This is a genomic window from Janthinobacterium sp. TND4EL3, assembly GCF_900156175.1.
In the GTDB taxonomy this organism is placed as follows: Bacteria; Pseudomonadota; Gammaproteobacteria; order Burkholderiales; family Burkholderiaceae_D; genus Janthinobacterium.
In genome coordinates, this window is sequence record NZ_FTMV01000002.1 from 157520 (window position 1) to 178877 (window position 21358).

General features: G+C 64.4%; 20 protein-coding genes. 14 read left to right on the forward strand and 6 right to left on the reverse strand.

What is annotated here, in order from left to right:
• The first annotated feature begins 39 nt into the window (after positions 1-39).
• From pyk to BXA07_RS04345, 8 genes are all read left to right on the forward strand, one after another.
• Positions 40-1488, forward strand: coding sequence for a pyruvate kinase (gene pyk / locus BXA07_RS04310; RefSeq protein WP_076565951.1), 1449 nt, complete (start codon positions 40-42; stop codon positions 1486-1488).
• Positions 1489-1566: 78 nt separating this feature from the next.
• Positions 1567-2631, forward strand: coding sequence for a class II fructose-bisphosphate aldolase (gene fba / locus BXA07_RS04315; RefSeq protein WP_076565953.1), 1065 nt, complete (start codon positions 1567-1569; stop codon positions 2629-2631).
• A 108-nt stretch (positions 2632-2739) separates the two neighbouring features.
• Positions 2740-3633, forward strand: coding sequence for a phosphoribosylaminoimidazolesuccinocarboxamide synthase (locus BXA07_RS04320; protein ID WP_070220356.1), 894 nt, complete (start codon positions 2740-2742; stop codon positions 3631-3633).
• A gap of 1 nt (position 3634) precedes the next feature.
• A complete protein-coding gene (gene purE, locus BXA07_RS04325) occupies positions 3635-4132 on the forward strand; it encodes a 5-(carboxyamino)imidazole ribonucleotide mutase (protein WP_076565955.1) in 498 nt (165 codons plus the stop codon).
• A 15-nt stretch (positions 4133-4147) separates the two neighbouring features.
• Positions 4148-5344 carry a 5-(carboxyamino)imidazole ribonucleotide synthase gene (locus BXA07_RS04330; RefSeq protein ID WP_076565957.1) on the forward strand — a complete coding sequence of 399 codons (1197 nt, stop codon included), beginning with the start codon at positions 4148-4150 and terminating at the stop codon, positions 5342-5344.
• Positions 5341-6360, forward strand: coding sequence for an L-threonylcarbamoyladenylate synthase (locus BXA07_RS04335; protein WP_076565959.1), 1020 nt, complete (start codon positions 5341-5343; stop codon positions 6358-6360). The genes BXA07_RS04330 and BXA07_RS04335 overlap by 4 nt, the downstream gene beginning before the upstream one ends.
• A gap of 244 nt (positions 6361-6604) precedes the next feature.
• The gene (locus tag BXA07_RS04340; RefSeq protein WP_076565961.1) at positions 6605-7990 is read left to right on the forward strand and encodes an SGNH/GDSL hydrolase family protein; all 1386 of its coding nucleotides are present in this window, start codon (positions 6605-6607) and stop codon (positions 7988-7990) included.
• 99 nt (positions 7991-8089) lie between these two features.
• A complete protein-coding gene (locus BXA07_RS04345; protein WP_076565963.1) occupies positions 8090-8776 on the forward strand; it encodes an OmpW/AlkL family protein in 687 nt (228 codons plus the stop codon).
• Between the two features lie 43 nt (positions 8777-8819).
• On the opposite strand, the gene BXA07_RS04350 is transcribed toward BXA07_RS04345, so the two are convergent.
• Complete coding sequence (locus BXA07_RS04350; RefSeq protein WP_076565965.1) at positions 8820-9326, reverse strand: flavin reductase family protein; 507 nt, start codon at positions 9324-9326, stop codon at positions 8820-8822.
• A gap of 176 nt (positions 9327-9502) precedes the next feature.
• On the opposite strand from BXA07_RS04350, the gene msrA reads away from it, so the two are divergent.
• Complete coding sequence (gene msrA / locus BXA07_RS04355; protein ID WP_076565967.1) at positions 9503-10036, forward strand: peptide-methionine (S)-S-oxide reductase MsrA; 534 nt, start codon at positions 9503-9505, stop codon at positions 10034-10036.
• 22 nt (positions 10037-10058) lie between these two features.
• Here msrA and BXA07_RS04360 read toward each other — a convergent pair whose 3' ends face one another.
• Both BXA07_RS04360 and pdxH read right to left on the reverse strand, forming a co-directional pair.
• Positions 10059-11294: an SAM-dependent methyltransferase gene (locus BXA07_RS04360; protein WP_076566483.1), complete on the reverse strand. Its 1236-nt coding sequence runs from the start codon at positions 11292-11294 to the stop codon at positions 10059-10061.
• 127 nt (positions 11295-11421) lie between these two features.
• Positions 11422-12630: a pyridoxamine 5'-phosphate oxidase gene (gene pdxH / locus BXA07_RS04365; protein WP_076565969.1), complete on the reverse strand. Its 1209-nt coding sequence runs from the start codon at positions 12628-12630 to the stop codon at positions 11422-11424.
• Between the two features lie 113 nt (positions 12631-12743).
• Between pdxH and tcdA the strand changes: the two genes are divergently transcribed.
• Positions 12744-13604: a tRNA cyclic N6-threonylcarbamoyladenosine(37) synthase TcdA gene (gene tcdA, locus BXA07_RS04370; protein ID WP_076565971.1), complete on the forward strand. Its 861-nt coding sequence runs from the start codon at positions 12744-12746 to the stop codon at positions 13602-13604.
• Here tcdA and thpR read toward each other — a convergent pair.
• On the reverse strand, positions 13601-14119 hold the full coding sequence (gene thpR, locus BXA07_RS04375; RefSeq protein ID WP_076565973.1) for an RNA 2',3'-cyclic phosphodiesterase: 519 nt from the start codon (positions 14117-14119) through the stop codon (positions 13601-13603). The genes tcdA and thpR overlap by 4 nt on opposite strands.
• Before the next feature lie 95 nt (positions 14120-14214).
• Here thpR and BXA07_RS04380 point away from each other — a divergent pair, with 95 nt between their 5' ends.
• Both BXA07_RS04380 and cysK read left to right on the forward strand, forming a co-directional pair.
• On the forward strand, positions 14215-14679 hold the full coding sequence (locus BXA07_RS04380; protein WP_076565975.1) for an FKBP-type peptidyl-prolyl cis-trans isomerase: 465 nt from the start codon (positions 14215-14217) through the stop codon (positions 14677-14679).
• A gap of 84 nt (positions 14680-14763) precedes the next feature.
• The gene (gene cysK, locus BXA07_RS04385) at positions 14764-15696 is read left to right on the forward strand and encodes a cysteine synthase A (protein WP_076565977.1); all 933 of its coding nucleotides are present in this window, start codon (positions 14764-14766) and stop codon (positions 15694-15696) included.
• Here the strand turns inward: cysK and BXA07_RS04390 are convergent.
• Positions 15657-16952, reverse strand: coding sequence for an SGNH/GDSL hydrolase family protein (locus BXA07_RS04390; RefSeq protein ID WP_076565979.1), 1296 nt, complete (start codon positions 16950-16952; stop codon positions 15657-15659). The genes cysK and BXA07_RS04390 overlap by 40 nt on opposite strands.
• Before the next feature lie 99 nt (positions 16953-17051).
• On the opposite strand from BXA07_RS04390, the gene BXA07_RS04395 reads away from it, so the two are divergent.
• Together BXA07_RS04395 and BXA07_RS04400 are read left to right on the forward strand one after the other, a co-directional pair.
• Positions 17052-17957 (forward strand): LysR family transcriptional regulator, encoded by a 906-nt coding sequence (locus tag BXA07_RS04395; RefSeq protein WP_076565981.1) that lies wholly within the window; start codon positions 17052-17054, stop codon positions 17955-17957.
• 89 nt (positions 17958-18046) lie between these two features.
• Complete coding sequence (locus BXA07_RS04400; RefSeq protein ID WP_076565983.1) at positions 18047-18448, forward strand: ribosomal maturation YjgA family protein; 402 nt, start codon at positions 18047-18049, stop codon at positions 18446-18448.
• A 3-nt stretch (positions 18449-18451) separates the two neighbouring features.
• Here the strand turns inward: BXA07_RS04400 and BXA07_RS04405 are convergent, their stop codons facing one another.
• Entirely contained in the window at positions 18452-21280 is a 2829-nt protein-coding gene (locus BXA07_RS04405; protein WP_076565985.1) for a M16 family metallopeptidase, read from the reverse strand.
• Positions 21281-21358: the final 78 nt, after the last annotated feature.

Genomic DNA, 21358 nt, shown 5'->3' on the forward strand with positions numbered 1-21358 from the left:
GCCGGCCTTGATCACCTTCGCTCGCGCACAAGGATTCCTATGCCACGCGGTACAAAAATCGTAGCAACAATCGGCCCCGCCTCCACTGACTTCGATATCCTGGTCAAGATGATACGTGCGGGCGTCGACGTGGTGCGTTTGAATTTTTCCCACGGCAAGGCACAGGACCATATCGACCGCGCCGCGCTGGTGCGCCTGGCGGCGGCCGAGTGCGGCCGCGAAGTGGCCATCATGGCCGACATGCAAGGGCCGAAGATTCGCGTCGGCAAGTTTGAAAACACCCGCATCGCGCTCGAAGCGGGCGAGCGCTTCATCCTCGACGCCAAGTGGGGCGAAAACGGCGAACTGGGCAACCAGGAACGGGTCGGCCTCGACTACAAGGCCTTGCCGCGCGACCTGCACAAGGGCGACGTGCTGCTGCTGAACGACGGCCTCATCGTGCTGATCGTCGAGCGCATCCACGGCAGCGAAATCCATACCACCGTCAAGATCGGCGGTGAGTTGTCGAACAACAAGGGCATCAACCGCCAGGGCGGCGGCCTGTCCGCGCCCGCGCTGACGGCCAAGGATATGGAAGATATCAAGACGGCCATGAGTTTCCAGGCCGACTATCTGGCCATTTCCTTCCCGAAATGCGCGACGGACATGGAAATGGCGCGCCAGCTGGCCAATATCGCCGGTGAACCGTACCACCACAAGCCGATGATGATCGCCAAGATCGAGCGCGCGGAAGCCATTCCTGCCCTGCAAGAGATTTTAGATGCCTCCGACGGCATCATGGTGGCGCGCGGCGACCTGGCCGTGGAAGTGGGCAATGCAGCCGTGCCGGCCCTGCAAAAGCGCATGATCAAGATGGCGCGCGCGTCGAACAAGCTTGCTATTACGGCAACGCAGATGATGGAATCGATGATCGTCAACGCCGTGCCGACCCGCGCCGAAGTGTCCGACGTGGCCAATGCCGTGCTCGATGGCACGGATGCCGTCATGACGTCGGCCGAGACGGCCTCGGGCAAGTACCCGATCGAGACGGTGGAAATGATGGCCGCCATCTGCGTCGAGGCGGAGCAGTCCGAATACAACAAGCTCGACGCCGATTTCCTCAACGTCACGTTTACCCGCATCGACCAGTCGATCGCCTACGGCGCGCTGTTCACGGCCCATCACCTGCGCGTCAAAGCCATCGTGGCGCTGACGGAATCCGGTTCCACGGCCTTGTGGATGAGCCGCCACAGCATCGACACGCCGATCTACGCGCTCACGCCAAGCGTGACAACCTTGCGCAAAGCGGCGCTGTACCGCAATGTTCGGGCGTATCATCTGATGCAGAACGCCCCCAGCGCGCAAGTGCTGAAGCAGGCGGAAGACCTGCTGGTGGCGCAGGGCATCGTCAGGAAGGGCGACATGATCGTCGTCACCTGGGGCGAGCCGATGGGCCAGGTGGGCGGTACGAATGCCTTGAAAATTGTCAAAGTAGGCGAATTCGACTAAACGTAAGAATTCAGGCGCCGGCGCGGTCATCGACCGCGAAGCGCCGCAACGGTTTCTATTGTTATCTGGAGTATTACCATGTCTCTCGTATCCATGCGTCAACTGTTGGACCATGCCGCCGAAAACGGTTATGGCATTCCTGCTTTCAACGTCAACAACCTGGAACAAGTGCAGGCCATCATGGCTGCCGCCGATGCGCTCAACAGCCCGGTGATCATGCAGGCGTCGGCCGGCGCGCGCAAGTACGCCGGTGAAGCGTTCCTGCGCCACCTGATCGACGCGGCCGTCGAAGCGTATCCGCACATTCCCGTCGTCATGCACCAGGACCACGGCCAGTCGCCGGCCGTCTGCATGGCCGCCATCCGCTCGGGTTTTACGTCCGTGATGATGGACGGTTCGCTGGAAGCGGACGGCAAGTCGGTTGCCTCCTACGAATACAACGTGGAAGTGTCGCGTGAAGTGGTGAAATTCTCGCACGCCATCGGCGTGACGGTGGAAGCGGAACTGGGCGTGCTCGGTTCGCTGGAAACCATGAAGGGCGACAAGGAAGACGGCCACGGCGCCGACGGCACCATGACGCGCGAGCAACTGCTGACGGACGTGGCGCAAGCCGCCGATTTCGTGCAGCGCACCCAGTGCGACGCCCTGGCGATCGCCATCGGCACCTCGCACGGCGCCTATAAATTCACGCGCAAGCCGACGGGCGACATCCTGGCCATCGACCGCATCAAGGAAATCCACGCGCGCATCCCGAACACCCACCTGGTGATGCACGGTTCCTCGTCGGTGCCGCAGGAACTGCTGGCCATCATCCGCGAATTCGGCGGCGACATGAAGGAAACCTATGGCGTGCCAGTCGAGGAAATCCAGGAGGGCATCCGTCACGGCGTGCGCAAGATCAACATCGATACCGACATCCGCCTGGCGATGACGGCCGCGATCCGCAAATACCTGTTTGAAAATCCGTCGAAATTCGACCCGCGCGACTACCTGAAGCCTGCCCGTCTTGCTGCAGAGCAAATCGTGCGCGCCCGCATGCAGGCTTTCGGCTGCGAAGGCCAGGCGTCGAAGATCAAGCCGATCACGATGGAAAAAATGGCCGAGCGCTACAAGGCCGGCGAGCTGGCGCAAATTGTGAAGTAAAATTCTGTCTGGAACGGGCCGGAAGCTGTATCTCCGTGCCCGATTTTCTCGACCGGCGGGCGCCTTCCCTGCCTGCCGGTTTCGTTTCATCCAACTATTCCCCCCGCTATGAACAGCCTCTATCAGACTTCCATCCACTCCCTGCCATTGCTGGGCCACGGCAAGGTCCGCGACAACTACGCCGTTGGCGACGACAAGATCCTGATCGTCACCACGGACCGCCTGTCGGCCTTCGATGTCGTCATGAACGAGCCTATCCCCGGCAAGGGCAAGGTGCTCAACCAGATGAGCGACTTCTGGTTCGAGAAACTGGGCCATATCGTGCCGAACCACCTGACCGGCGTGGCGCCGGAATCCGTGGTGGCGCCCGAGGAAGTGGAGCAAGTCAAGGGCCGCGCCGTCGTGGCCAAGCGCCTGAAACCCATCATGGTCGAGGCAGTCGTGCGCGGCTACATCATCGGTTCGGGCTGGAAGGATTACCAGGACACGGGCAGCATCTGCGGCATCAAATTGCCAGCGGGCCTGCAACAGGCGGAAAAGCTGCCGGAACCGATCTTCACCCCGGCAGCCAAGGCCGAGCTGGGCGAACATGACGAAAACATCAGCTTTGCGGAAATGGAAGAGCGCATCGGTGCGGAACTGGCCGCCAAGATGCGCGACGTGGCCATAGCCCTGTACAAGACGGCCGCCGAGTATGCGGCCACGCGCGGCATCATCATCGCCGACACCAAGTTCGAATTCGGCCTGGACGACAACGGCGTCATGCACCTGATGGATGAAGTGCTGACGGCCGACTCGTCGCGCTTCTGGCCCGCCGATTCCTACCAGCCAGGCATCTCGCCGCCGTCGTTCGACAAGCAATTCGTGCGCGACTACCTGGAAACGTTGACCTGGGGCAAAACCGCACCGGCGCCCGCGCTGCCGGCCGACGTCATCGAAAAAACCCAGGCCAAGTACTTCGAAGCCATCGAACGCCTGACGGGCGAGAAGCTGAAGGCCTGAGATGAGCGAGCAGAATAAGCCGCTGGTCGGCGTCATCATGGGGTCGTCCTCGGACTGGGACGTGATGCAGAATGCAGTTGCCATCCTGAAACAGTTTGGCGTGCCATACGAGGCGCAAGTCATTTCCGCGCACCGCATGCCCGACGAGATGTATGCGTACGCGAAAAGCGCGCGCGCGCGCGGCTTGCGCGCCATCATCGCCGGCGCCGGCGGTGCCGCCCACCTGCCCGGCATGGTGGCGGCGATGACCATCGTGCCCGTGCTGGGCGTGCCCGTGCCGTCGAAATACCTGCGCGGCGAAGATTCCATGCTGTCCATCCTGCAAATGCCCAAGGGCGTGCCGGTGGCCACCTTCGCCATCGGCGAAGCGGGCGCGGCGAATGCGGCGCTGACGGCCGTGGCCATGCTTGCCGCCAACGACGACGCCCTGGCCGAGCAGCTGGAAGCGTTCCGCGTGACGCAAACGGCCGCCGCCAAGGCCATGGTCTTGCCTGAATAATGTGCTTGAAAAATAATGAATAGTAAATCGACTTCCCCATTGCTGCCTGCCGCCAACCCACCGGCGTGGCTGGGCGTGATGGGCGGCGGCCAGCTCGGCCGCATGTTTGCCCAGGCCGCCCAAGGCATGGGTTACCAGGTGGCTGTGCTGGAACCATCGGACGCCTGCCCTGCGGGGCAGGTGGCGCAGCGCCTGGTCAATGCCGGCTACAGCGATGCAGCCGGCCTCGACGCCCTGGCCGCGCAATGCCTGGCCGTCACCACGGAATTCGAGAACGTGCCGGCCGACAGCCTGTCGCGCCTGGCCGAACGCGTCTTCGTGGCGCCGGATGCCCATGGCGTGTCGGTGGCGCAGGACCGCATCGCGGAAAAACGTTTCTTTGTCGACTGTGCAAGCAAATCCGGCGTGCTGCCGGCGCCGCACATGGTGATTGCCACGCAGGACGATATCGACAGCATCGCCGATGACTTGCTGCCAGGCATACTGAAAACCGTGCGCATGGGCTATGACGGCAAGGGCCAGTACCGCGTGCGCACGCGCGACGAGGTGCGCGCCGCGTTCGCGGAAATGGGCGAAGTAACTTGCCTGCTGGAAAAGATGCTGCCGCTGGCGTATGAAGTGTCCGTGCTGACGGCGCGCGGCGTGGACGGTGCATCGGTCGTGTATCCGATCGCCGAAAACGTGCACCGCGACGGCGTCTTGTTTACCACCACGGTGCCGGGCCCGAACGTGTCGGACGACTGCGCCGCCCGCGCGCAGCGCGCGGCGCAGGCCATGGTTGCCGAACTCGGCTATGTCGGCGTGCTGTGCATCGAATTTTTCGTGCTCACCGACGGCAGCCTGGTGGTCAATGAAATGGCGCCGCGTCCGCACAACAGCGGCCACTACACGATGGATGCCTGCGTCACCAGCCAGTTCGCGCAGCAGGTGCGGGCCATGGCGCGCCTGCCCTTGGGCGAGGTGCGCCAGCATTCGCCGGCCGTGATGCTCAACATCCTCGGCGACGCCTGGTTTGCCGACGGCAGCGATGTCGCCTGTGAACCGGCCTGGGACCGCATCCTGGCCTTGCCGGGCGCGTGTTTGCACCTGTACGGCAAGGGCGATCCGCGCCGTGGCCGCAAGATGGGCCATCTGACCTTCATCGCGGCCAGCTTGCCAGAGGCGCAGCAGCGCTTGCGCGACGCTTGCCTGATCCTGGGAATCGCGCCGTGAGCGTGCCCGCAGACGACCTGGCGGCCGCGGCCGCCGTACTGGAAGCGGGCGGCCTCGTCGCTTTCCCCACGGAAACGGTGTACGGCCTGGGCGCCGATGCGGAAAACCCGGCCGCCGTGGCGCGCATCTACGAAGCCAAGGGCCGTCCCTCGGACCACCCCGTGATCGTGCACGTGGCGCCCGGCGCCGACCTGGCGCACTGGTCCGATGATCTCCCGCCCGAGGCGCAGCAACTGGTGGCTGCCTTCTGGCCGGGGCCATTGACCCTGATCGTCAAGCGCGCCGCGCACATTCCCGATGCCGTTTCCGGCGGCCAGGATACGGTGGGCTTGCGCTGCCCCTCGCATCCGGTGGCTATCGAACTGCTACGCACGTTCAAGGGCGGCAAGGGGGGGCTGGCGGCGCCCTCGGCCAACAAGTTCGGCAACGTCAGCCCCACCACGGCGCAGCACGTGCGCGATGAATTCGCCGCGGAACTGGGCAGCGGCTTGCTGGGCGCGGTCCTCGATGGCGGCCAGAGCGACGTGGGCATCGAGTCGACCATCGTCGACCTGTCGCGCCTGGCCACGCACGGCCCCGTGCTGCTGCGTCCCGGCCATATCAGCAGCGAGCAGATCGCCGCCGTCATCGGCCGCGCACCGGCTGTTGCCGACGCGGCCGCGCCGCGCGCCTCGGGCACGCTGGAATCGCACTACGCGCCACACACGCCTGTTGCGATGCAGCACGGCGATGCGCTCGGTGCGACCTTGAACCGCTTGCTCAATGACGGGCGCCGCGTGGCGCTGATCCACTACTCGGACATGCCGCCGGCCAGCGCCAGCGTGCGCCTGGCGGCCGACCCGCACAGCTACGCACATGCGCTGTACGCCTCGCTGCGCACGATGGACCAGGTCGGCGCCGAGCTGATCCTCGTCGAAGCGCCCCCCACCGGCCCCGCGTGGCTGGGCATCAACGACCGTTTGCGGCGCGCCGCTTTCGGCTCAAGTGGCATCTTGCAGCAATTTCTATCCGCATAATAAAAAGCCCCGCAAGGGGCTTTTTATTGATGCAGCGCAATAGAGATGCTTGCCACGAAACATACATCATCCCCCATAATTGACTCCATTTCCCTCGCGTGACAGGGGTATGGCCGTTGTTGTTATTTAGTTGATTTTGCAAGCATAATTTCTATACAAGCCCAATGAACGATGGCATATTAGTTGGGTAGCGAATAGCACGCCCGTTCGTTTAGAAACCAGAAAAAAGACCCGAGGAGACAAAATGCATCAAACCAAATTCGCGCTTGCCGTGCTGACTGCGGCTGTCCTGGCCGGTTGCGGCGGTTCCAGCGGCGGCGATCAAACCCTGAAAGTCAAGTATTCGGCCCAGGTGTCGTTCGGCGACAGCCTGTCCGACGTCGGCTCGTATGCCGTGGGCACCGTGGCCAAGCTCGGTGGAGGCAAGTTCACCATCAATGGCGACAATACCAAGATCAATCCTGAACTGACGGGCAAGAACTGGACCGAGCACCTGGCCGCGCAATTCGGCCTGCCAGCGCCATGCGCGGCCGAGACCGGGCTGGAAGGCAATGCGGCACAAGGCTTCTTCGTGCCGCGCGTCAAGCATCCCGGCTGCTACGGCTACGCCATGGGCGGTTCGCGCGTGACCAACCCTATCGGTCCGAACAACGCGGCAACGGGCAGCGCGCTGGGGGCCCTGACCGTGCCCGTGGCGGTACAGATTCAGAATCACCTGGCAGCCACTGGCGGCAAGTTCAGCGGCACGGAAGCCGTCTTCGTGATGGCCGGCGGCAATGACGTGCTGTACCAGCTGGGCGCACTGCAGGCCGGTGCTACGGCCGCCGGCAACGCTGCCGGTGCGACGGCCGGCGCGCAGGCCTTTGTTACCAATCTGGCGACGGCGCTGGCCGCCGGCGCTACCGTTCCCGCGACGGCGGTGCAGGCCATCGCTGCGGCCATCATCGCGGAAAATGCCAATCCCGGCCATACAGACGCATCCGTGGTGACTGCTGCTGCCACTGCCGCTTACATGGCGGGCAATCTGAATGCACCAGCGTTGGCGGCCGCCGCCGCAACCAAGGCCAAGGCCGACGCCACTGTCACCGGCAACGCTGCTGGCGCCAAGGCCGGCGCCGATTACGCTGCCGCCCAGGGACCATTGCTGGTTGCCTCCATGAAACAAGCTGGTACCGAACTGGTGGCGCTCGTCAAGGACAAGATCATCGCCAATGGCGCCAACTATGTCATCGTCAACAATCTGCCTGACGTGGCCGGCACGCCGTCGGGCCTGAGCAAGGATGCCAATACCAAGGCGCTCATCAATGCCATGGTCGGCGCCTTCAATGGCGAACTGAGCGGCGGCCTGAATGGCAATGCGAAAGTCCTGCTGGTCGATGTGTTTGCCGTCAGCCATGACCAGGGTGTCAATCCCGGTCCGTATGGCTTGACCAATGTCAGCGAGCCGGCGTGCGACCTGACGCCAGCGAAAAACATCCTGGGCAGTTCGCTGGTGTGCAACGGCACGAACCTGAAGGCTGGCGACGTCAGCCACTACTCGTATGCCGACGATGTGCACCCTACGCCGTTCAACAACCTGTTGCTGGCCCGCTACGTGGCCAAGGACATGGTCGTGCGGGGCTGGCTGTAAGGGATGGCCGCGCCGGCTGCGCCACCTTGGCGCGGCTGGCGCCGGCAGCGACAAGATTCGATAGCGGAACACTCCGCACACAATGACACAGGAGACAAGATGAAGAATCGTTTGAATACCGCAGTGCGCGTGCTGGCCGCAGCTGCCGCGATGGCCGTGGCGACGGGCGCTTCGGCGCAGAGCGCAGGCACCTGGATGGCCAAGGTCGGCGTCAACAAGATCACGCCGCACGTGGACAGTGGCGACATTTCCGCACCGGCACTGCCCGGCACGAAGGCCGACGTCAAGGCGGACACCAAGCCCATCCTGACCTTTGCCTACATGATCACGGACAATATTTCCGCTGAAATGATCCTGGGCGTGCCCTACAAGCATGATTTGATCGGCGATGGCTCCATCAAGGGCACGGGCAAGCTGGGCACGGCGGAAGCCTTGCCGCCGACGGCCTTCATCCAGTACCGTTTCTTCCAGCCCAATGCCATGATCCGTCCGTACGTGGGCGCGGGCTTGACGTATGCTTATTTCCAAAAGGAAACTGGTTCCGGCCAGATGACGGCCTTGCTCGATCCGGGTGGCTCGCCTGTCACCTACCGCATGGATAACAAGCTGGCCGGCAGCCTGGTGGTCGGCAGCACCTTGTCCATCAACGAGCGCTGGTTTGCGGACGTGGCCGTGGTCAAGACCTTCCTGAAGACCAAGGCAAAATTCTCGACGGGGCAGACGCAGGACATCAAGCTCGACCCGCTCGCCGTGAGTGTCAGCATCGGGTATAAATTTACCCTGTAAAACAAAAAATCCGCCTCGGCGGATTTTTTTTTCGTCCCGCGGCTCAGGCCGGCGGGATATTGAACTGACCATTGTGGAAGATCAAGGGCGCTTGCGATGTAAACGCGCATTGTTCCACTTCACCCACGAAAATGACGTGGTCGCCTTCCGGGTAGCGGCTGCGGTTGTGGCATTCGAACCAGGCCGATACGCCTTTGAGGATGGGCTGTCCCGTGCGCGACAGTTCGTACTCGACATCGTCGAAGGGGTTTGGCGTGCGGCGCGAAAAGCGCGTCGCCAGTTCCGCCTGGTCGGCGCCCAGTACATTGATGACGTAATGCGAGTTGCCGCTGAAGATGGGCATGCTGTTGGCCACCGTGCCCAGGCTCCACAGCACCAGCGGCGGCGACAGCGAGACGGAATTGAAGGAACTGGCCGTGAGGCCGCGGAAACTGCCGTCGGCCAGGCGCGTGGTAATCACCGTCACGCCGGTGGCAAACTGCGACAATGCCTGACGAAAATGTTTCGTATCGAATTCTTGCGCTGGCGCGCGGGGAGAGCGTGTGTTCATGGGGGACCTGTCTATTTGCTGCCATTATGCCAAAAATCGGCCATGCCAGCGCAATCGTGGCCCGCATGCCCTTCCGTGCGGTGCCTCACGCGCCGTTTCACGCGGCGCTGCAGGCCGTGGCGCTTTGCGTTACAGTGGTGAAATGATAAGTCGCAGAAGCGTTGCGGGAGAGCATCATGAATGGACAGGCGGAAGTGGCGGTACTGGGCGGCGGCTGTTTCTGGTGCCTGGCCGCCGTGTACGGGGAAGTGCGCGGCGTGACGCGCGTCGAGTCCGGCTACACGGGCGGCAGCGTGCCCGATCCCACGTATGAGCAGATTTGCACGGGCGCGACGGGACACGCGGAAGTGGTGCGCCTGGAATTCGACCCGGCCGTCATCAGCTATCACGATTTGCTGGAAATCTTCTTTACGCTGCACGACCCCACCACCCTGAACCGGCAGGGCAATGATGTCGGCACGCAATACCGCTCCGTCATCTATTACCAGTCGGCCGAGCAGGAAAAAGTGGCGCGCAAGGTGCTGGCCGAGATGGCCGGCGTGTGGGACGCGCCCATCGTCACGGAACTGGCGCCGGCCCAGCCGTATTACCGGGCAGAGGATTACCACCAGAATTATTTCGAACAGCATCCGCTGCAGGGCTATTGCGCCTTCGTGGTGGCGCCCAAGATGGAAAAGTTCCGCGCCATGTATGCGGGGCGCCTGAAATGAACGCCCCGCGCGCGTCCGCCTGTCAGGCCGCGAGCACGGGCGCCGGGTTTGCGGCCGTCCCGTACATGTAGTTGCGCGACCATGGCAGGGTCGATGAACGCCGGCCCGCCTTCACGCAGACGATCTGGTACAGGCTGATCAGGTCTTGCTCGAAGGCATAGGCGCAGCCGGCCAGGTAGACGTGCCAGATGCGGAAGCGCCGCTCGCCCGCCAGCGGACGGATCAGCTCGGCGTTGGCTTCGAAATTCTCCGTCCACAGGGCGCAGGTGCGCGCATAGTGGCGCCGCAGGTTTTCCACGTCCAGCACTTCCAGTCCCCCTTGCTGCATGGTTTTCAGCACATTGCCGATGTGCGCGAGCTCGCCGTGCGGAAACACATATTTTTCGATGAATTCCCCGCCCCCATACGGTGTTTCGCCATTGTCCGGGTCGGTCGAGGTGATGCCGTGGTTCATCGCCATGCCATCCGGCGCCAGCAGCTTGTTGATGATGGAAAAGTACTCGGGTAAATGTTTCAAGCCCACGTGCTCGAACATGCCCACGCTGGTGATGCGGTCGAACTGGCCCGTCACGTCGCGGTAGTCCTGCAGGCGGATATCGATCAGGTGGGCCAGGCCGGCCGCCGCCACGCGCTCGCGCGCCAGCGCGTACTGGTTTTCCGACAGGGTCACGCCCACGCAGCGCACGCCATATTGCTGCGCGGCACGCATGACGAGCGCACCCCAGCCGCAGCCGATGTCGAGCAGGGTCTGGCCCGGCTGCAGCTGGATTTTCTTCAGGATATGGTCGATCTTCTTGACTTGCGCCTGCGCCAGGGTTTCATCGCCGTGTTCAAAGTAGGCGCAGGAATACACGAGGGCGGGGTCGAGGAATTGCTCGTAGAAGGCATTCGACACGTCGTAATGGTAGCGGATGGCTTCGGCATCCTTGCTCTTGTCGTGCGTAAAGCTGCGCACGATGCGGGCCAGCTTGCCTTCCGGTTTCAAGGTGTTACGGGCCAGGGCATTGCAGATGGAAATCATGTCCATCGCCGTGCCCCTGACCTCGATATTGCCTTCCACATAAGCCGAGCCCAGGTTGGCCAGCGAGGGGTTCAGCAGATAGCGGGCCGAGGCGACGGTCGGCAGGCGGATGGTGACCCTGGGTGCTTCGCTGGACAGGTCGACGTGCTGGCCGTTCCATAATTCTATGCGCAGCGGCAAGGCGGTCTTGCTGCGGATGCCGGCGATCCAGGACTTGAGTTGGTTTTGTACAAACAAAATGGCCTCCAATGAAGCGGCCGCCGTGGCAGCCGCAAATTGAGAAACAATGTCATTTAGTAACTTCTACCCTCATAGCCTACACCTATATTGCACAGCTTGCTTTGCGCCGCCTCGGCTTTCCTGCTTATGGTTGCAAACGTTGCATGCTCCATTGCCCGTCGGCACCGCGTGTAAACACGATGCGGTCATGGAAGCGCGAACGGCGCCCCTGCCAGAATTCGATGCGTTCCGGCTGCAATCGGTAGCCGCCCCAGTGGGCCGGGCGCGGCGGCTGGGCGTCGCCGACGGCGGCGGCCACGGCCTCGTAATTGCTTTCCAGCGCGGCACGGTCGGCGATGGGCGCGCTTTGCTGTGAGGCAATAGCGGACAGCCGGCTTTGCAGGGGACGCACATTGAAATACTCGTCGCTCTCGGCCGCCGTGGTTTTCACCACCGTGCCTTCGATGCGCACTTGCCGCTCCAGCTCGCGCCAGAAGAACAGCAGGGCCGCGTGCGGGTTGTGTTCGAGCTGCCGGCCCTTGTCGCTGTGGTAATTCGTGTACCAGGTAAAGCCCCGTTCGTCGAACTGCTTGATCAGCACGATGCGCGAGCTGGGCTTGCCCTCGGCACTGACGGTGGACAAGTCCATGGCGTTCGGCTCCATCACTTGGGCGTGGACGGCCTCGGCAAACCATTTCTGGAACTGGGCCACGGGATCGGCCAGCACATCGGTCTCGCTCAGGCTCGATTGCACGTAATCGGTGCGCATGGCGGCCAGCAAGGCGGCCGGGTCTGCCTGCACGGGGGCTTCCGGCGCCTCCGGCGCAATGCCGCGGCGGCGCTGCATGGCCGTGCCCAGCTGCTCCATCTGCTGCACGCTGAACAGGCGCTTGGCCATCGGTGCCAGCTGGCCTTCTTCCTTGGCCATGTGGGCCTGGTAGGCGGCGACATAGTCGCGCACGCCGTGGGCCGACAGCTGCACGCCCGTGCCGGCCGCAATGGCGTCCAGTTCCGGGCGCAGGCTCAGCCAGGCCTGGTCCATGCGCTGGTGGTCGGCGAGGATCTCGGGTACCAGCGTGACCAGCAGGGCCGCGTCCTCGCCCGTGGCGGTCGCTTGCAGCATGGGCATCAGGTCTTGTTCTTCATCATCATGGTGCAGATGGGCGGCTTTATTGAAATATTGCAACACTGCCTTCGCCGCCTGCTGCGCGTCTGCCGTGTTGCCGTGCTGCGCCAGGTGGGCCAGCAGGTTTTGCAGCGTGCTCAGCTGCTTGCGGATCTTGTCGTGGCAATGCTTGAGGACGGCGATAGGCTGGTCAAAGCCGGGAACGGAGTCGAACAGGGGAGTAGTCATGGCGAGTTCTCGTGGTGGGCGGTGTGGGGGCGCGGCGACAGTCTGGCCTTGTCGCTGTGTCAATCCGGCTATTTTAGAATATCCGCCAGCGCAGTGTCCGTTAAAATGGCGGCATGCATACCTCCACCAATGAACTAATTTCCATGGACTTGACCGAGATCGATTTTGACCGGCGTTTCGGCGGCATTGCCCGCCTGTACGGCGCCCCCGCCTTGGCCCGCTTCCGCGCGGCCCACGTGTGCGTGATCGGCGTGGGCGGCGTCGGTTCCTGGATCGTCGAAGCGCTGGCGCGCAGCGCCGTCGGCCGCCTGACCCTGATCGACCTCGACAATGTTGCCGAATCGAACATCAACCGCCAGATCCAGGCCATGAGCGACACCATCGGCAAGGCCAAGATCACGGCCCTGGCCGAGCGCATCGAACTGATCAACCCCTTCTGCCAGGTCACGCAGATCGAGGATTTCATTACCCCCGATAACCTCGAACAGTTGCTGGGCGGGCGCGATTTCGATTACCTGGTCGACGCCATCGACAATGCCAAGGCCAAGGCGGCCGTGATCGCGTATTGCCGCGCGCGCAATCTGCCCATGCTGACCATCGGCAGCGCGGGCGGCCAGACGGACCCGACCCTGATCGCCGTGCGCGACCTGTCGAAGACGGAGCAGGAGCCGCTGCTCAAGCGCGTGCGCAAACTGTTGCGCACCGAATATGGCTTTCCTCGTGGCATCAAAAACAAATTCAATGTCGACGCCGTGTTTTCCATGGAACCGTTGAGCACGCCCGAGAGTGCGGAAGCGTGCGCCATCGATGGCACGTCCGCCGGCGTGACGGGCCTCAATTGCGCCGGCTTCGGCTCCAGCGTGGTGGTGACGGCCAGCTTCGGCATGGTGGCGGCCGCCCATGCGCTGAAAAGCTTGCGCCAGGACAAACCGGCCGCCGAGCCAGCGGCGGTGCCGGTGGCGGACGCCGCCTAAGCCAGTTTGCGGCGCGCCACGATGCGGTAGTCGCCGCTGCTTTTCAGCGATTCCACCAGCACCAGTTCGTCCGCCAGCCAGGCGACGGGCGCGACATCCTCGCCTGCCGGCGGCGGGGCCTGGCGCGCCAGGGTCACGTGCGGCGTAAAGCGGTCGTGCTCGAAGCGGGGCGCCAGTCCCTGTTGCGCCAGCGCCTGCATGCAGGCCGCGCGCAAGGCCTGCAGGGCCGGCGAGGGCTGCGCCAGGGCGGCCCAGGCCAGCGCCAGCTGCGGAAAATGGCTGACGTGGTCGAACAGCAGGGGCACGGGGTGCGCCGGCAATTGTTCCAGGATAGCCAGCAGGGCGGGCAGTTCGCCGGCGGGGCGCTGGCCCAGGAAAGCCAGGGTCAGGTGCAGTTTTTCCGGGCGCACGGGCTTGCCTTGCAGGCGCGCCTGCCAGGCGGCCAGGGCCGCGCGCGTGGCCGCGTCGGGCCACAGGGCATAAAACAGGCGGGGGGAGTGTGTATCGGGCGACAAGTTTTTCCTATCGTTGCGGCGGTTTGCTATCATTGGCGTTCCCTGTCCACTCGCATTGGCAGGGATCTCACCGAAACTCACTGAAAGAATACATCATGACGCGTAGCTCCGTTTTGTTTGCCCTGATCTGCTCCGTCGCCGCGTCGCTGGCGCAGGCACAGGCGCCGGCGCCTGTTCCCGCCTCCGCCGTATCGCTGAGCCCCGGCCCTGCCGCCGACAAATTGATCTTGATCGACAACAAGGTCGGCACGGGCAAGGAAGCGTCGGCCGGCAATACCGTGGTCGTGCACTACACGGGCTGGCTGTACCGTCCGCTGGCGAAAGATTCGCGCGGCAAGAAGTTCGACAGCTCCGTGGGCCGCGGCCCGTTCGACTTCCAACTGGGCAAGGGCATGGTCATCAAGGGCTGGGACCAGGGCGTGGCCGGCATGAAAGTGGGCGGCAAGCGCACCCTGATCATTCCAGGCGAACTGGCCTATGGTCCGCGCGGCGCCGGCAATGGCGACATTCCGCCGAACTCGGCACTGATCTTCGACGTGGAATTGCTGGACGTGAAGTAATTGTTCAGTTTCGGCAGCGCACCACGTGCGCTGCCGTGAAAAAGCGGTAGACTGGGATTTTCTGATATAGCTGTGGAGATTCCCATGAACATCGCCAACGACGTCACTGAACTGATCGGCAATACCCCCCTGGTGCGCATCAACCGCATCGCCGCCGGCAGTGTGGCCACCATCCTGGCCAAACTCGAATTCTACAATCCCGCCCACAGCGTCAAGGACCGCATCGGCCTGTCCATGATCGTCGCCGCGGAAGCCGCCGGCAAGATCCATCCCGACACCGTCATCGTCGAGCCGACCAGCGGCAACACGGGCATCGCGCTGGCCATGGTCTGCGCCGCGCGCGGCTACCGCTGCACCCTCGTCATGCCCGACACCATGAGCCGCGAACGCCGCATCCTGCTGCGCGCCTACGGCGCCGAGCTGGTGCTCACGCCCGGCAGCGAAGGCATGCTGGGCGCCATCCGCAAGGCCGAGGAACTGGTGGCGGCCGACCCGCGCTATCTGATGCTGCAGCAATTCAATAATCCGGCCAACCCCGCCATCCACCGCGCCACGACGGCCGAGGAAATCTGGCGCGACACGGATGGGCAAGTGGACATCATCGTCGCCGGCGTGGGCACGGGCGGCACCATCACGGGCGTGGGCGAAGTGCTGAAGGAGCGCAAGCCGGGCCTGCAAGTGATCGCCGTGGAGCCGGAAGCGTCGCCGATGTTGTCGAAAGGCACGAAAGGGCCGCACCCGATCCAGGGCATCGGCGCCGGCTTCGTGCCGCAGATCCTCAACACGGCCATCTACGACGAAATCATCTGCGTCAAGAACGACGACGCGTTCGCCACGGCGCGCCTGGCCGCCAGCGACGAAGGCTTGCTGGTCGGCATCTCGTCGGGCGCCGCCCTGTGGGCCGCCCTGCAAGTGGCGCACCGTCCGGAAAACGCGGGCAAGACCATCGTCACCATCATCCCGTCGTTCGGCGAGCGCTACTTGAGCACGCCTCTGTACGCGGGCCTGGGCGACTGATCGTTCAACAGTAGCGGCAGGTCTATCCCTTCCGCCAGCGCCCGGTTGCCCGCATCGCCCGGGTGCAAATGGTCGCCCGAGTCGTAGGCGGGCAGCAGGCGCAGCGGGTGGGCCGGGTCGCGCGCCAATGCGTCGAAGTCGAGCACGGCGTCAAACTGGCCGCTGCCGCGTATCCACGCATTGAGCTGCTGGCGCAGCAGCTCTTTTTCCGGCTGATAATAGTCGCTCAGGGGCGTGCCGGGCAGGGCGCCCTCGAACGGCGTCACAGTGGCGCCGATGACGCGCACGCCGCGGCGGCGCGCCTGGGCGAGCAGCTGGGCATAGCCGGCCTTTAATTCCGCCAGTGTCGGCCTTTGTTCCCTTGGCGCAAACGCCGTGCCGGGCCAGCTGATGTCATTGATCCCCAACAACACGACCACCGTGCGCACGCCGGGCTGCGCCAGCACGTCGCGCTCGAAGCGGGCCAGGGCGTTCTCTCCCATGCCGTCGGACAACAACCTCGCGCCGGAGATGCCCGCATTGATCACGGCCACGCCCTGCGGCGCCAGGCGTTCGGCCAGGAAATCGGGCCAGCGCGCATCCATCCCCAGGCTGGCGCTGGCGCCATCGGTAATCGAGTCGCCGAGGATGGCCACGGCTTGCGCCCCCGGCGCCGCCTCCACCTCGATGGCACTCAGTAAAAGGCGCACCGTGGTGGTCTGCACGCCCGTTTGCGCTTCGTCAATGCGCGCGGCCCGCGTCCGGTCATGCGGGGCGATCCACGCCGTCTCGCGCCCATCCCAGTGAAACGTGGCAGTCGGGCTGGACTGCGGCAGGTGCACGCTCACCGTCAACCGGGCCAGGTCCGGCACGGCCAGGTCGACGGGGTCGCTGACGAGCGGCGCGCCGGGCGCCATGCTGGCCGCCGGCTGGCCGGCAAACGTCAGCGTGCGCAGGCTGGCCGCTTCGATGGCCGAGCCGTTCGCCGCCAGGGCCACGGTGGCCGCGCCGATGCGCAGCGGCACCTTGCCATACGCATTCGACAGCACGATGCGCACGCGCGGGCCGCCCACGCTGAGGCGCGCCACCTGGCGCACGGTGTGTCCGTGCAGCACGGCGGGCACGTTGGCGGGAAACATAAAGTCGCTGCCCCACACGGCTTGCGGGCTGGCCGTCCAGCTGGCCAGCCAAGTGGTATCGGCGTTGGCGGCCTGGACAGGACTCGTGCTGAATATCAGGCTCAGCAGGGCGGCGGGGAGGGGGAAATATCGTTGCATGGCGGCTCGCTTCATCAGGGGGAATGGGCGCATGATGCAAGCAAAGCCATTTATGCACTAGACTATCTCATTGAAGAACATTTATGAAATGAATTCACAATGGCCAGACTCGATGTGAACCGCTCCGGCGAACTGGAAGTGTTTGTGCGCGTCGTCGAGCTGGGCGGCTTTTCCGCCGCCGCGCGCGCCTGCGGCATGACGCCGTCGGCCGTCAGCAAGCTCGTGTCCCGGCTGGAAGAGCGCCTGGGCGCGCGCCTGCTGAACCGTTCCACGCGCCAGCTGCAGCTGACGGCCGAAGGCTGCGGCCTGTATGAACGGGGCAGGCAGGTGCTGGCCGCGCTGGACGAGGCCGAGCGCTGCGCGGGCGTGCAGGATGTGCCACGCGGCAAGATCAGGGTGAATGCGAACGTGCCGTTCGGCCAGCATTTCTTGTTGCCGCTGGCGCCGCTGTTCCTGGAACGCTATGCCGAGGTGACGCTCGACATCGTGCTTACGGATGAAGTCGTCGATATCCTCGAACAGCGCACGGACGTGGCCGTGCGGGCCGGTCCCCTGAAAAGCTCCAGCCTGCTGGCGCGCAAGCTGGGCCAGACGCGCATGGCGATCGTGGCGGCACCTGGCTACCTGGCGCGGCGCGGCACGCCGCGGGCAGCGGCCGAGCTGGCGTCGCACAACTTGCTCGACGCCAATTACGCGCGCGCCCGCTCGGGCTGGCCGCTGCGCCTGTCAGGCGGCGACCTTGTCGTGCCTGTTATTGGCAATGCGCAGGCCAGCGATGGCGAAGCCTTGCGGCAGCTGGCGCTGGCGGGACTGGGCCTGGCGCGCCTGGCTGCCTTCCAGGTGCGCGCCGATATCGCGGCGGGCCGTTTGCAGGCCGTGCTGGAAGAATTCAATCCGGGCGACAGCGAGGAAGTGCATGCCGTTTTCGTGGGCCAGGGCGGGCATGTGCCGCTGCGCGTGCGCGTCTTCCTCGATTTCCTGGCGCAGCATGTGGACCTGGCTTGATGCGATAGGCTGCAGGCGGACTCGGCCGCGCAGTACAATACCGGACGGGCCGCAATGGTTCGGCCCGTATTGTGCCTTTGAATGGAAATATGTTCCTGGTAAAACCTGAACGCCGCCGCCTGCTGCAGGTGGGCGCAACCGTGGCTGTCATCGCGCTGGGCCTGGCTTCGCGCGCCTATCCCCAATTCCTTCCCGCCGCGCTGGACAAGTATCCGGGCGACGCCCTGTGGGCCATGATGATCGTCTTCGCGCTGGGCATCTTCGCCACGCGCATGCGCACGTGGCAGCTGGCGCTGACGGCGCTGCTGATCTGCTTTGCCGTCGAATTCGGTCAGCTGATCCAGGCGCCCTGGCTCGTCGCGCTGCGCGCGCATCCGCTGGGGCACCTGGTGCTCGGTTCCACCTTCGCCTGGGGCGACCTGGTCGCCTACACGGCGGGCGTGGCGATCGCGGCGCTGGTGGATAAAGCGGCGCTGTTCAAGCGCCGCTAGTCCTTACTTCACGTTACCCTCCTTGACGTTACCTTCGGCGTCGCGCAGTTCCACGGGCGCCAGTTTGAGCTTGCTCAACTGCGGTGCGATCTTCGCCTGGTCGCCCACGCCGATGACGATCAGCTTTTCCGGCTGCAAGTATTTTTTTGCCACCTGCTGCACCTGCTTGTCCGTCACGCCCGCAAAGCGCTGCGGCAAGGTTGCGTAGTAGTCGAGGCCCAGGCCGTAGATATACGTGTTGGCCATGCTGGCGCTGATGCTGGCATTCGTCTCGAACTGGCCCGGCAGTGACAGCACCTGCGAATTGCGCGCATTCGACAATTCCCTGGCCGTCAACGGCTTGGCGATCATGGCGCGGATTTCCTTGAAGGTTTCCGATACGGCCGGACCCGTCACGTCCGTGCGCACGCCGGCCGCGATCGAGAACGGTCCCGGCTGGCTACGGTACTGGAATTGCGAGCGCACGCCATAGGTGTAGCCCTTTTCCTCGCGCAGGTTATTGCTCAGCCGGCTCGTAAACAAGCCGCCCAGCGCCGCGTTCATCACTTGCAGCGGTGCATAGTCGGGCGTGGCGCGGGCCACGGCGATGGTCGACAGGCGCATGGCCGTCTGCGGCGCGCCCGGCTTGTCGACGAGGATCAGCCGCGCTTTCGTCGTGGCCGGCGCCGCCGTCACGGACGGCGCCACCGCGCCCGCCTTCCAGTTGCCGAACTTCGCTTCGGCCAGGCTCTTCAATTGCGCGGCATCGATGTCGCCCGAGACGATCAGCGCCGCATTGTTGGGCACGTAATGCTGCTGCCAGAACGCCTGCAGGTCGGCGCGGCTGGTGGCTTTCAGGGCCGCTTCCGTGCCCAGCTGGATGGTGCCGTACGGATGCTGCGGACCGTACAGGGCGGCCGCTTCCACGCGGGCCGCCACGGCCGCCGCGTTTTCGCGCTGCTGCGCCAGTTCGCCGAGGCGGCTGGCGCGCTGGCGTTCCACCTCCTCTTGCGGGAACTGCGGGTGCTGCACCACGTCGGCCAGCACGTCGAGCGCCTGCGGGAACGTGGTTTTCAGCGACGTCAGCTGGGCGAACGAGGCGTCCGCGCCGGAACCGGTGCCGAGGAAAGCGCCGAGTTGCGCCACGTCATCGGCGATCTGCGGCGCGCTGCGCGTACTCGTGCCTTCCTGCAGCAATTGCGCCGTAAAGCTGGACAAGCCCGGCTGCGCCAGCGGATTGGCGCCCGAGCCGCTCTTGATGACCAGCTGGCTGGACACGAGCGGCACGGCCGGGTTGTAATTGTGGATCACGGTCAAGCCATTGCTCAGGGTGAAGGATGTCGCTTGCGGCAGAACAAGCTTTGGCGCGGGACCGGCCTTCGGCACCGCGTTGCGCCATGGCTCGTCCGCATTGATGGCCGTGCCTGGCGCCAGCTTGACCTTGCCCGGCGCGGGCGTCGCCACTTCCGGTCCCAGGTCCGGCGTGCCCGGCACGCCATATACGACCACGCGCGACTGGTTCTTCAGGTAGGTGTCCACGGCGCGCTGCACGCCGGCCGCCGTCACCTGGCGATAGCGCGCGATATCCTTGCCCAGGTAGCCGGGGTCGCCCAGGTACTGGTTGTACTGGTTCATCATGTTGGCATTGCCGCCCACTTTTTCCACCTGGCTCAACATGGCTGTCTCGATGCTGTTGCGGGCCCGCTCGATTTCCTTGTCGCTGGGTCCCTTGGCGCGCAATTGCTCCAGTTCCGCCTGCATGGCTCGCTCGATTTCCTCGGGCTGGTGGCCGGGGCGGGCCGTCACGTCGATGGTAAACACGGAGGTGAGCGCGTTCGAGCTCTGGCTGGCGCCCACGTCCTGCGCGATCTGCTTGTCGTACACCAGGGATTTATACAGGCGGCTGGACTTGCCGCCGGCCAGGATCTGCGCCGCCATCGACAGTTCCGCGTCATCCTTGGCGTAGGCGGACGGCGTGAGCCAGGCCATGAAGACGCGCGGCAGCTCGACCCGGTCCTGCACCACGATGCGGCGCTCCTGCGTGATGGGCGGCGTCACGACATCGGGTTTCGGTACGGCGGGGCCGCTCTTGAAGCTGCCGAAGTACTTGTTGACCAGTTCCTTGGTCTTCGCCTTGTCGATGTCCCCCGCGATCACCAGGCTGGCGTTGTTGGGACCATAGTATTGGGTGAAGAATTCCTTGATGTCGGCCAGTTTCGCGTTCTGGATATCCGCATGCGAACCGATGACGCTGGCGTAATACGGGTGGTTCTTCGGAAACAGCTGGTGGTACAGCGCTTCCTGCACGATGCCGTAGGGCGCGTTTTCCACGCTCTGGCGGCGCTCGTTGCGCACCACGTCCTGCTGGTTCGTCAGCGCCGTCTGGTCGAGCACGTCCAGCAGGTAGCCCATGCGGTCGGAATGGGCCCACAGGGCCAGTTCCAGCTGGTTCGACGGCACCGTGTCGAAATAATTGGTGCGGTCGAAATCCGTGCTGCCGTTCGAATCCGTGGCGCCCGCGCCTTCGAGCAGCTGGTCGGCCATGCCGCGCGGCACGTGCTTGGTGGCGGCAAACATCATGTGCTCGAACAGATGGGCAAAGCCCGTCAGGCCCGGCGCTTCATTTGCCGGTCCCACGTGGTACCAGATGTTGACGGCCGTGACGGGCAATTTATGGTCTTCCACGAGGATCACGTCGAGGCCGTTCGGCAGCGTGTATTTTTCGTAGGCAACATTTGGCACGGCTGTGGCTGCCGTCGCGGCAGCGGCGCCGGCGGCATGGGCGAGCGTGAGCGGGGCGCCGTACAGCGACAGCATCAGGGCGGGAATGGCCAGCAGTTTGATCGGTTTCATGCATGCTTCCAGGCTAGGGTGGGGGAAGACGCTGCGGCCCGCTCGTGGCTGGCCCAGCGCGACGGTGCTACGGTCGGT